The organism is Listeria monocytogenes (assembly GCF_900187225.1).
In the GTDB taxonomy this organism is placed as follows: Bacteria; Bacillota; Bacilli; order Lactobacillales; family Listeriaceae; genus Listeria; species Listeria monocytogenes.
In genome coordinates, this window is record NZ_LT906436.1 from 1,562,656 (window position 1) to 1,575,013 (window position 12,358).

General features: G+C 38.3%; 9 protein-coding genes. All 9 read right to left on the bottom strand.

Going from position 1 to position 12,358, the window contains the following annotated elements; translation table 11 throughout:
• Nucleotides 1-59: 59 nt before the first annotated feature.
• Nucleotides 60-1,322: an NADP-dependent isocitrate dehydrogenase gene (gene icd / locus CKV70_RS07950; RefSeq protein ID WP_010989744.1), complete on the bottom strand. Its 1,263-nt coding sequence runs from the start codon at nt 1,320-1,322 to the stop codon at nt 60-62.
• A 19-nt stretch (nt 1,323-1,341) separates the two neighbouring features.
• Nucleotides 1,342-2,463, bottom strand: coding sequence for a citrate synthase (citZ, locus tag CKV70_RS07955; RefSeq protein WP_003723251.1), 1,122 nt, complete (start codon nt 2,461-2,463; stop codon nt 1,342-1,344).
• A 35-nt stretch (nt 2,464-2,498) separates the two neighbouring features.
• Nucleotides 2,499-2,960, bottom strand: a complete 462-nt coding sequence (locus CKV70_RS07960; RefSeq protein ID WP_003723252.1) for a DUF441 domain-containing protein — start codon at nt 2,958-2,960, stop codon at nt 2,499-2,501.
• A 156-nt stretch (nt 2,961-3,116) separates the two neighbouring features.
• On the bottom strand, nt 3,117-3,494 hold the full coding sequence (locus tag CKV70_RS07965) for an FxsA family protein (RefSeq protein WP_003723253.1): 378 nt from the start codon (nt 3,492-3,494) through the stop codon (nt 3,117-3,119).
• Between the two features lie 117 nt (nt 3,495-3,611).
• The gene (gene pyk / locus CKV70_RS07970) at nt 3,612-5,369 is read right to left on the bottom strand and encodes a pyruvate kinase (RefSeq protein WP_003732565.1); all 1,758 of its coding nucleotides are present in this window, start codon (nt 5,367-5,369) and stop codon (nt 3,612-3,614) included.
• A 282-nt stretch (nt 5,370-5,651) separates the two neighbouring features.
• Nucleotides 5,652-6,611 (bottom strand): 6-phosphofructokinase, encoded by a 960-nt coding sequence (gene pfkA / locus CKV70_RS07975; RefSeq protein WP_003723299.1) that lies wholly within the window; start codon nt 6,609-6,611, stop codon nt 5,652-5,654.
• Nucleotides 6,612-6,894: 283 nt separating this feature from the next.
• Nucleotides 6,895-7,851 (bottom strand): acetyl-CoA carboxylase carboxyltransferase subunit alpha, encoded by a 957-nt coding sequence (locus CKV70_RS07985; RefSeq protein ID WP_014600864.1) that lies wholly within the window; start codon nt 7,849-7,851, stop codon nt 6,895-6,897.
• Nucleotides 7,841-8,725 (bottom strand): acetyl-CoA carboxylase, carboxyltransferase subunit beta, encoded by an 885-nt coding sequence (gene accD, locus CKV70_RS07990; protein ID WP_014600865.1) that lies wholly within the window; start codon nt 8,723-8,725, stop codon nt 7,841-7,843. The genes CKV70_RS07985 and accD overlap by 11 nt, the downstream gene beginning before the upstream one ends.
• 217 nt (nt 8,726-8,942) lie before the next feature.
• Entirely contained in the window at nt 8,943-12,269 is a 3,327-nt protein-coding gene (dnaE, locus tag CKV70_RS07995; RefSeq protein WP_010989746.1) for a DNA polymerase III subunit alpha, read from the bottom strand.
• Between the last annotated feature and the right edge of the window lie 89 nt (nt 12,270-12,358).

The window sequence follows — 12,358 nt, forward strand, 5'->3', positions numbered from 1 at the left end:
CACATTTAAGGTTAAATGTAAAATTACAGACTAGTTTTGGAGCTGAAAAACGAATTATTTTAGAAGTTTTTTATTAATTCGTCCGCAAATTCCGAACATTTAACTTCTGTCGCACCATCCATTAATCGAGCAAAATCATAGGTTACCGTTTTCGCAGCAATGGTTTTTTCCATTGATTGATTAATTAAGGCAGCCGCTTCACCCCAACCAATGTGTTCAAGCAGAAGTGTCCCAGATAAAATAACCGATGACGGATTTACTTTATCAAGACCGGCATATTTCGGAGCAGTACCATGCGTCGCTTCGAAAATCGCATGACCAGTTAAGTAGTTAATGTTTGCTCCTGGAGCAATACCGATTCCGCCTACTTGAGCAGCAAGCGCATCGGAAATGTAGTCTCCATTCAAGTTCATTGTAGCAACTACATCAAATTCAGCTGGGCGAGTTAAGATTTGTTGCAAGAAAATATCCGCAATCGAATCTTTGACTAGAATTTTTCCAGCAGCAAGCGCTTCGTTTTGTTTCGCGTCAGCAACTTCTGTTCCTTCTGCTTCTTTAATTCGATCATACTCATTCCAAGTAAATACTTTATCACCATATTCGCGTTCACATAAGTCATAGCCCCAATTTTTGAAAGCTCCTTCTGTGAACTTCATGATATTCCCTTTGTGTACGAGCGTTAATGATTTACGACCTTCTTTAATTGCATATTCAATCGCCGAACGCACTAAACGCTCCGTTCCTTCTTTGGAAATCGGCTTGATACCAATTCCAGAAGTTTCCGGGAAACGGATTTTATCAACACCAAATTCAGATTTTAAGAAGTCGATTAGTTTTTTCGATTCTATGCTACCTTCTTTAAATTCAATCCCTGCATAAATATCTTCTGTATTCTCACGGAAAATAACCATATCTGTGTCTTCTGGACGTTTCACCGGTGAAGGAACACCTTTGAAATAACGAACTGGACGTAAACAAACATATAAATCTAACTCTTGGCGCAGGGCAACGTTTAGTGAACGAATGCCTCCCCCGATTGGAGTAGTAAGTGGTCCTTTAATAGCAATCAAATATTCGTCAATTGTATCTAAAGTCGCCTGTGGTAACCATTCTCCTGTTTGCTTGAATGCTTTTTCGCCAGCTAATACTTCTTTCCAAGCAATTTCTTTTTCACCATTGTAAGCTTTTTTTACTGCGGCATCTAAAACGCGTTTCGCAGCTGCCCAGATGTCTGGACCAGTTCCGTCCCCTTCAATAAAAGGAATGACTGGATTGTTTGGTGTTTTTAGCACACCGTTTTCTACTTGAATTTTTTGACTCATAAAGTTTGTTCCTCCTCGATTAAATTCGTTCTTCTACAGGTAAATAACTTCTATTTTCAGGTCCAACGTAAATTGCACGCGGACGAATAAGACGATTATCACGATATTGCTCAAAAATGTGCGCTAACCAGCCGGATACACGACTTACAGAAAATACTAATGTAAATAAATCACGGTCAATTCCAAGCGCATGATAAACAGATGCTGAATAGAAATCGACATTCGGTTTTAAATGTTTCAATTCCCAAACAGATTCTTCTACTTGCAGAGAAATATCAAACCACTTCTCTTCGCCTTTTTCAGCTGTTAATTTTCTGGACATTTCACGCAAATGTTGCGCACGAGGATCTCCGCCACGATAAACACGGTGACCGAATCCCATAATCTTTTGCTTCGTATCAATTTTTTCTTGAATGTAATTACGCACATCTCCAGCTTGATCAATTTCTTCTAGCATATCAAATACACGTTCATTAGCACCACCGTGAAGTGGGCCTTTTAAAGCGCCAATTGCGGCTGTTACCCCGGAATAAACGTCCGAAAGCGTTGCCACACAAACTCGTGCTGTAAAAGTAGACGCATTAAATTCATGGTCAGCATGTAGTACAAGCGCTTTATTCATTGCTTCTACTGATAATTCATCTGCTTCTTCTCCTGTAATCATATATAAGAAATTTGCAGCCATATTTAAATCTTCTCTCGGTGGAATTGGATCAAGTCCGCGACGAATTCTGGAAAAAGCGGCAACAATGGTTGGCATTTTTGCTTGAAGTCGTAAGCCTTTACGGTAAACGGCTTCCCCGTCGTCTAATTCAGCTTCTGTATCAAATACACCGAGCATGGAAACAGTTGTTCTTAAAACACTCATAGGATGTAATTTTTGATGATTTTGCATTCTTAGACTTGTGATGATTGTTTCAGACACTGCCATATTTTCTTGGATTTCTCGTTTAAATTTTTTAAATTCATCTTTATTCGGCAAGCGTAAATGCCATAATAAGTAGATTACTTCTTCAAAAGAAGCGTTATTTTCCATTAAATCGTCAATACCATAGCCAACATAAGTTAACATATCATCAATGATAGAGCTAATGGACGTTTCAGCAACATATACATTTTCTAAGCCTTTAGATAACGTCATTTCATTTCCTCCTTTTATCTTTTTTACGTATGTACTTATTTTATGAATGCAACTAACTGCATTGCCATGTAAGCAATACCAGCTGCAATTACCGGTCCAGCAGCTATCCCTCTAAAAAGCACCACTGCTAAAATGGTCCCAAATACTAATGAGACAGTCACTTGTGGATCAACGGCCATATAGCCTACACCTTTTTTCGCTAGGATAGAAACGGCAATTCCTGCACCAAGACCAATCCAGCCAGCAGCCGATTTGAAAGAATCAATTAAATCTTTAAAACCGATTTGACCAGTTGCGATTGGAATTAAGATAGCAACCGTAATAATCGTTACACCCCAATTTATCCCTTTTGCTTGGATTATTTCCATTACTTTGCCGTCGACGTGAAATAACTTCAATAAAATAACGACAGCTACAGCAATGATAAGCGAATTATTTTTTGCTATAAGTCCGAGAAGTAAAAAAAGAAGTAAAAACAACATACTTTCCGTAAACATATTAAGTCACCTTTCAATATCACGCATCTAGGAAGCGAGATAACAATTATTATATCATAAACATACCTTATAGTAATACTAAAATGCCATAAGGAAAATGAATTGCCTTTTTTTCAATGAAACCTCTATAGAAAGTTTTTCCCATAGAGGTTTTAATTACATATCAAAATAATAATATTGCGTATGTTTCTTTTGATTTCCAAGCCATTTTGTTAATTTAGGTTTTAATAGTTTACGGGAAAATGGAATAAAAATGAGCAGTCCAAGGATAGTTGTTATAACACCTGGAATAATTAATAAAAAACCGGCGATAAAAAAGCACAGACTATCCAATAAATATGGGGCTACTGTGCGTCCATCTCGTAAATTCCGGAAAAGATTGCCACCAAGACGTTTGAAAATAAAAACACCAAAAGCACTTGAAGCTATTTGAATAAAAAGAAGGGGCCAAAAGCCGATTACTTGGAATAACCAAACGTACATAATCAATTCTATTAAGCCATATAAAGCCCAATAAAGAATAAATTTTCTCATAAAATCAACTCCAATACTTAATCCCTATTATAACCTATTTTGGCGTAATCGAAAAACAATACAGCATGCACATAAAAAAAGCGTCCCGCATGCGGGACGCTTTTAGAAAGTTAACTATTAATGTGTTGCTGTTTTGCCGTTATATACAACACCTTGACGAGAATCAACTGTGATGATTTCACCATCTTTTACAAGAGATGTTGCATCTTTAGCACCAACGATAACAGGAATGCCAAGGTTGATTCCAACAACTGCTGCGTGGCTAGTTAAGCCGCCTTCTTCCACAACAACTGCAGCACTTTTCTCGAATGCAGGAAGGATTTCTTTATCTGTTGTTTTAACGATTAAGATTCCGCCTTCTTCTGCTTTTTCAAGTGCTTCTGCATTGGATTTAGCAACGATTGCTTTACCGATAACAGATTTGCTGCCAATTCCTTGGCCTTTAACTACTTTTTCACCAATTAATTGGATTTTCATTACGTTTGTTGTTCCACTTTCAGTAACTGGAACACCAGCAGTGATGATAATTAAGTCGCCTTGTTTTGCAACGCCAGAAGCAAGAGATTCTTTCACTGCAAGGTCGAACATTTCATCTGTGTTGCTAACTGGAGTAGCTAGACGAGGATAAACACCCCATGAAAGTGCTAAACCACGGTATACATGCTCGTTGAATGTTACAGCAACGATATGAGATTTTGGACGATATTTAGAGATCATACGCGCTGTGTGACCACTTTGAGTCGCAGCAACGATAGTTTGAACGTTTAAGTTTTTCGCAGTATGGCCAACTGCTTGACCGATAGCTTCTGTCATATCCGTATTTTCGTGAAGTTTAAGTGCAAATTTATCTTGAGCAACTAGTACTTCTTCTGTACGAACAGCGATTTTCGCCATCATTTTAACTGCTTCTACTGGATAATCCCCAGCAGCTGTTTCACCGGATAACATAATAGCATCTGTTCCATCAAAAATCGCATTCGCTACGTCACTTGCTTCAGCGCGAGTTGGACGTGGGTTACGTTGCATGGAATCAAGCATTTGTGTTGCAGTAATAACAGGCTTACCAAGTTTATTACATTTTCTGATAAGTTCTTTTTGTACAATCGGAACTTCTTCAGCTGGAATTTCAACACCAAGGTCACCACGAGCAACCATTAGGCCTTGAGATACTTGCAAGATTTCGTCGATATTGTCAACGCCTTCTTGGTTTTCGATTTTAGGAATGATTTGTACGTGAGTTGCGTTATGCTCTTCTAAAATTTTAGTAATTTCAAGAACATCTGTAGCACGACGTACGAAAGATGCAGCGATAAAGTCGATACCTTGTTCTAAACCAAAGCGGATATCAGCAGCATCTTTTTCTGTGATTCCTGGTAGGTTGATAGAAACGTTAGGTACGTTAACACCTTTTTTATTTTTAAGTACGCCAGGGTTAAGTACTTTAGTTACTAGTTCGCGATTAGCTTCGTCTTTTTCGATTACTTCAAGACCGATTAAGCCGTCATCAAGTAAAATGGAAGAACCAATTTCTACGTCATCATAAAGTTCTCCGTATGTTACAGAGAATTTTTCTTTTGTTCCTTCAACAGGAGTCATAGAAACACGTACAACATCACCTGTTTGGAATTCTAATTTTCCACCGACCATGTCGTTCGTACGGATTTCTGGACCTTTTGTATCAAGTAAGATAGCCACTTGTTTGCCAGTTTTTTTCGATGCTTCACGGATATTTACAATACGCGCACCGTGCTCTTCAAAGTCTCCGTGAGAGAAATTAAGACGTGCTACGTTCATTCCTGCTTCGATCAACTGAACTAAAGTGTCAACTGACTCACTTGCAGGACCAATTGTACAAACAATTTTCGTTTTTTTCATGTTATTACTCCTCCTAGAACTTAGCTATTCATTCGTATTTATTATAAACATATCTTCCACATTTTACCAGTAACAACCTTGTAAAACAAGTCAGTTTGTGAACAAAATTGCAATCACCTTACATGGTAACGATAACAAGAAAACGTTTTCTAGATTGTTACAGCATGCTTAATGAGCGATTTGCATTTCTTTATCAACAAAGTTTATTTTTAATACGTTACTAAAATTTTTCACAAAGAAAGGCTACCATGCTTTGTCATGGCAGCCAGCTCTTCAGCCGTTTTAAATCGACAAAATTGATGCTAGATCAAATAATTTTTGATCAAGTGTGTGTTTTTCTTTCAAAATTTCACTAATGTCATTTTCGACAATTCTATTTTCACGGATTCCAACAGCTAATCCTCCGCGATTTTCTAACAATAATTCTACTGAACGCGCACCAAGACGGCTTGCAAGTACACGGTCAAATGCAGTTGGGCTACCACCACGTTGAACGTGTCCAAGAACAGTTACACGTGCATGATAATCGCCATATTCAGCTAATTGTTTAGCGAATTCATTACCAGACATTACGCCTTCAGCTACGACGATAATACTATGTTTTTTGCCACGTTCGCGACCTTTGTTCAAACGATCCACGACATCATCCATATTAAAACTTTCTTCTGGAACGATGATAGCTTCAGCGCCACCAGCAAGACCAGACCAAAGAGCGATATCACCAGCGTCGCGACCCATAACTTCAATAATGAAAGTACGTTCATGACTTGTAGCTGTATCGCGGATTTTATCAAGTGCATCAAGAACAGTATTTAATGCAGTATCAAAACCAATAGTAAAATCAGTTCCAGAAATATCATTATCAATTGTTCCTGGGATACCAATAGTTGGGAATCCGCGTTTTGTAAGTGCTTCCGCTCCGTGATAAGAACCATCTCCACCGATAACAACTAGGCCATCGATTTGATGTTTTTTCAATTGTTCAATTCCTTTAAGTTGTCCTTCTTCTGTAGCGAATTCAGGATATCTTGCGGAATAAAGGAATGTACCCCCGCGGTGAAGTAAATCACCAACAGAACCTAATTCTAATTTACGAATATCGCCATTGACTAGCCCTAAAAAGCCATAGTTAATACCGTAAACTTCGAGTCCTTCATAGATTGCTTTCCGTACAACAGCGCGAGTGGCTGCATTCATTCCTGGAGCGTCTCCTCCACTTGTTAAAATTGCAATTCGTTTCATTTTACTTACCACCTCAGACAATGATATTGTTTTTCATCACATGTGTTTATTCTACATGAAAAAAGGTCAAATGAAAAGCTTCAACAGAGCACTTTTTTTAACGAGAAGCTCTGCAAATCGCCATTTTAAATATCGGTCTATTCCGATTTGCGTAAAAAACGGCTTTATAGCTTAAATTAACATAATTGGTCTATACTTGTGAAGGGGTAAACTTTCTTTTAGCGTTTGGCATATACCAAAGAAGCGGATTTCCTAAAATCAGGAAATCCGCTTCTTTTATTGTTTATAAAGTATCGTATACACCAATTTTCTTGAATTTTTCATAACGTTGTTCTATTAATTGTTCTTCAGAAAATGCCATTAGTGCATGTAAAGACTTCGTGATAGTTTTGTTAATTTCTTCGGCTTGCGCGTTTAAATCTCGGTGCGCACCACCTTTTACTTCTGGAATAATTCCATCTGTAATGCCAAGTTCGAACAAATCACCAGCTGTAATCCGCATAGACTCCGCTGCTTTCTTCGCTTGACTGGCATCTTTCCATAAAATAGCGGCTGCTCCTTCTGGTGAAATAACAGAGAAAACCGCATTTTCAAGCATGAAAATTTGATTTCCAACACCAAGAGCAAGTGCTCCACCACTTCCACCTTCACCGATTACAATAGAAATAATTGGTACTTTCATATCGCTCATTTCATAAAGGTTTCTAGCAATGGCTTCACTTTGACCGCGTTCTTCCGCAGCACGACCTGGGTAGGCACCTTTCGTATCAATGAAACAAATAATTGGTCGACCAAATTTATCTGCTTGTTTCATCAAACGTAGCGCTTTACGGAAACCTTCAGGATGAGGCATACCAAAATTACGGTGTAAATTATCTTTTGTATCTTTACCACGTTGGTGACCGATAACTGTCACTGGAATACCCTTGAAAGTTGCGATACCACCAACAATTGCCGCATCGTCACCAAAAGCACGATCTCCGTGAAGTTCCATGAAGTCTTCAAATAAAAGTGAAATATAATCAAGTGTCGTAGGTCTCTCCGGATGGCGAGCTACTTGAAATTTATCCCATGCAGTCATATTGCTATAAATGCTTGATTCTAACTTACCTAAGCGTTTTTCTAGCTTTTCGATTTCATTAGTCAAATCCACATCAGAAGTTTCATTGTATTCTTTTAAGTCCGCAATTTTGCTTTTTAATTCTAAAATTGGTTTCTCAAATTCCATCTCATTCGCCATCCGCTTCACCTCCTACTTCAGGTGTTTTCACGTGAATGCTTAAAATAAAACTTAATTTATTTTGCAAATCAAGGCGTGAAATACAGTCATCTAGTTGCCCGTGCTTTAATAAGAATTCCGCCGTTTGGAAGTCTTCTGGTAATTCTTCACGAACGGTTTGTTCAATCACTCGGCGACCTGCAAAACCAATAAGTGCTCCTGGTTCTGCAAAGTTATAATCTCCAAGTGATGCAAAACTAGCAGAAACTCCGCCCGTAGTTGGGTGTGTCATTACCGTAATAACAAGCCCACCATGGTTGCTAAATCGCTTGAATGCAGCCGAAGTTTTTGCCATTTGCATAAGCGAAAGCATCCCTTCTTGCATACGCGCACCGCCGGATGCAGTGAAAATAACAAATGGTTTATTTGTTTTATCAGCATCTTCCACAGCACGAAGAATTTTTTCACCGACAACAGAGCCCATACTTGCCATTCTAAAACGAGAATCCATCACTGCAATAACAAGTGGATTACCGCCAATAGTAGCATGACCAGTAACAATGGCTTCATTTAAACCAGATTTTTGCTTATCTTTCTCAATTCGATCCATATAATCTTCAAAACCAAGTGGATTTGCTGTCGTTAAATTAGCATCAATTTCTTCAAAAGAGCCTTCATCAACAAGCATATCGATTCGTGCTTTTGCCCCAATTGGATGGTGAAAACCACAATAATTACATACCATAAGATTTTTTTGCAATTCTTTGGTATACATTATTTTTTTACATTCTGGACATTTTGTCATAATACCTTCTGGAACATCTGCTTTCGTTCCATCAGAAGGGATTGTGGCATATTTTCTCTTTTTTGGTTTTGTAAACAAGTCTCCTAGCAAGGATAACCCTCCCCATTTACGCTTTCTATTGTGGTTATTAACGATTTTTAATGTTGTAAAAATAAAAAATGAATAAAGACATGAAACATAAATCAACCGCATTTTCCCACAAGAAGACAAAATGCCAGTCTATCCGAATTACAACTGGACAGACTGCGCAATATTGTTTTCCACGTTAAACTATAACATACTTTCTATAAATATAGAAAGTCTAAGATTACTTAATAACTACATTCTCTTTACCAAGCAACTCTCCTAAAGCTTCTTGCAGCTCATTTGATGGCGTTACTTGAATATTTTTCAGTTCAGCAGTTTGTTTCGTTATCGCTTGATGCACAATGACCTTACTGTCGCCTTTATAACGCGCTAAAATCGGCTTAATTTGTTCCATTTGCTGTGGTTCCGTTAATTTTAGGAATAATCGTACCGGGGCTTTAATTTCTTTTAAATCTTCTGCTTTATTAATAATTAATTGGAGTTCCCCGTTTCTCGTATCTGCTTTCACTTGCAAAAAGAGGATCTCTCCTTTTTGTGCAAAGTTAGCGAATTTACGGTAACATTCCGGAAACATAACGGCGCTCAATTCTTTTGAATCATCACTAATTGTTAAAAAGCACATCGTTTCGCCTTTTTTTGTTCTAATTGATTTGACTTCGTGTACATAAGCAGCCACTTGATAATTTTTGCCGGAAGAAAGATTTGCAAGTCTTGTAATAGCAAGGTTTTGTAATTTATTTTGATAGTACGATACTGGATGCGCTGAAACGTATTGCCCAGTGTATAATTTTTCTTTCTCCAGCTTTTCATCAATTGAAATGGGTGCGGTTTTCCGATATCTCGGTTTCATCTTCTTCAAAAATTCGTCATCTTCCGCGAAAAGATTCATCCCTTTCGAATCTTCACCGAGTAACGAGATATATTGTAATACCGCATCAATTGTTGCCAAAATCGTTGCCCGGTCTTCACCAAATTCGTCAAAACAACCAGAAAATACGAGTGCTTCTAAAACAGTTTCTGAGAGCATTTTATGTGGCATTCTTTCACAAAAATCAAAGAAATCTCGGAAAGGCGCTTTTTTTCGTTCGTTAATAATTTCTAAAATAAATTTGGTTGGCACTTTACGAATAACACGGAAACTATAACGAATAGATGTCTCATTTTCCATTTGGAAGTAGTAGTTACTATGGTTGATGCTTGGCGCTAACATGCTAATTCCGTAGTTTTTTGCTTCTGTAATGTATTGGGAAATTTTGTCATCGTTTCCGAAAACTGAGCTGAGAAGTGATGACATGAACGCGGCTGGAAAATGTGCTTTTAAGTAAGCTAATTGAAAAGCGATTTTTGAATAGGCCGCTGCGTGACTTCTGTTGAAACCGTAGTTCGCGAATTGGACAATCATATCATATACTTGGTTAGCGCTAGCTTCTGAATAGCCTTTACTCTTAGCGCCTTCTACAAAGTGAATCCGCTCCTCGTTTAGGACATCCGCTTTCTTCTTGCTAACAGCTCGTCTTAACAAATCTGCTTCTCCAAGAGAAAATCCAGCCATTTGGTTTGCCACTTGAATAATTTGTTCTTGGTAAACGATAACGCCGTATGTCACTTCTAAAATAGACGCTAAATCTGGATGAGGGTACTGAATTTTTTCTTTTCCGTGTTTTCTAGCGATAAACGTATCAATTTGTTCCATTGGACCCGGACGATAAAGCGCATCTACTGCCACAACATCTTCAAAAGAAGTTGGCTTTAATTTTCGGAGCACGCGGCGAATCCCATCTGACTCAAATTGGAATACCCCTGTCGTGTCGCCTGTTTGGAATAGTTTCAATGTTTTTTTATCCTCTAAAGAAATATCTGCTAATGTTAACGGAGTTTCTCTAGTATAATTGACTGATTTCAAAACACGATCGAGTAAACTAAGATTTCTAAGTCCTAGAAAATCCATTTTAAGTAAGCCAATCTTCTCTAATTCTCCCATGGCAAACTGGGTCAAACGTGCGTCTCCACTACCCAATTGTAGCGCAACTTGTTCTACGAGTGGCTTATCACTAATTACTATCCCCGCTGCATGCGTTGAAATATGACGCGGCAAGCCTTCCAGCTGACAAGCAACTTCCCAAATCATTTCGTTTTCTTTTGAACTTTTAATATGATTTTCTAAACGCGGACTTTCTTGCAATGCTTTTTGCAGCGTAATGCCTAATTGACTCGGAATTAACTTAGACCATTCTGATAATAGTACGGAATTCAAGCCAAAACTCCGTGCAGTATCACGAATCGCCGCTTTAGCAGCCAATGTTCCAAATGTGCCAATTTGCGCCACATGTGCTTCTCCGTATTTAGATACCACATACGAAATCACTTCATCCCGGCGATTATCTGGAAAATCCAAATCAATATCGGGCATCGTGATACGTTCTGGGTTTAAAAATCGCTCAAACAGCAAATTGTATCGAATCGGGTCTACATCCGTAATTCTAAGTGCATAGGAAACAAGGGACCCCGCCGCAGAACCCCGACCTGGACCTGTTAAAACTCCTGCCTCACGCGAATAACGAATAACATCCCAAACTATCAGAAAGTAATCTGCAAACCCCATCTCTGTAATAACTTTCAATTCATATTCTAAGCGTTCCTGATATTCCATCCCTAGTAAATTTCGTTCTTTTAATCCCGCAAAGGCTGTTTGACGCAAAACATCTGATGCATTTTGTCCTTCATTTAACGGAAATCTTGGTAATAAATGTTGATCCAGAGCAATTTCGACATGACAACGGTTTGCGAGTTCTCCCGTTTCAAGACACGCTTGCTTTTCGAAAGCTGTTTGCCAGTCACGTTCCATTTCATCTTGCGAGGTAAAGTAGTTTGGTCCGGCAAGTGGCAAAGTCGTCCAGTCAACTGTTCGATTATCACGAATGGCCGTTAAAACTTCTTTCGCTTGCGCATCTTTTGGCTCTAAATATTGTACATTTTTCGTCGCAACAACCGGTACATTTTCTTCTGAAGAAAAAGTTTCTATTTTTGCGAAAAGACGTGGATTTTCTTTTTGGGCAGATAAATAAACAGATTCTTTACCAAAAATTTCGACTAAATTTGCATAAACTTCTAGTGCTCCCTCGCGATCCTCCTCCATCAGAAGTCGTTCGATTTCTCCTTTGGCACCAGGTGAAATAACAATCAAATCGCTGCTATAAGCTCGTAACCAGCTTTGTGGTAATTCCGGTCCTTCTTCGCGCGTTTGAATAGCACTCGCGATTTTTAATAACTGGTGATATCCAGCGGTTGATTCCGCAATTAATATCAACTCATATGAATTAATTGGATTTAAGTAACCTTGTATTGTCACCGTCATCCCGATAATTGGTTTTATATCCGCCGCTAAACACTTTTGATAAAACTCGACTACTCCGTAAAGTACATTTTTATCCGTAATTGCTAAGGCTGGATAATGGTATTCTTTTGCTTTAGCGATTAGCTTATCGATGGACGCTGTACTAGATAGCAAATCATAAGCGCTCGCAACTTGTAAATGAACAAACCCCACTATCCTCTCTCCTTTCAAAACTCTCTTTTTCCATTATATCGGTTAAGCTAAAAAAAAGAAAGTGTGTTCGTGTTTTTATATAAAAATAA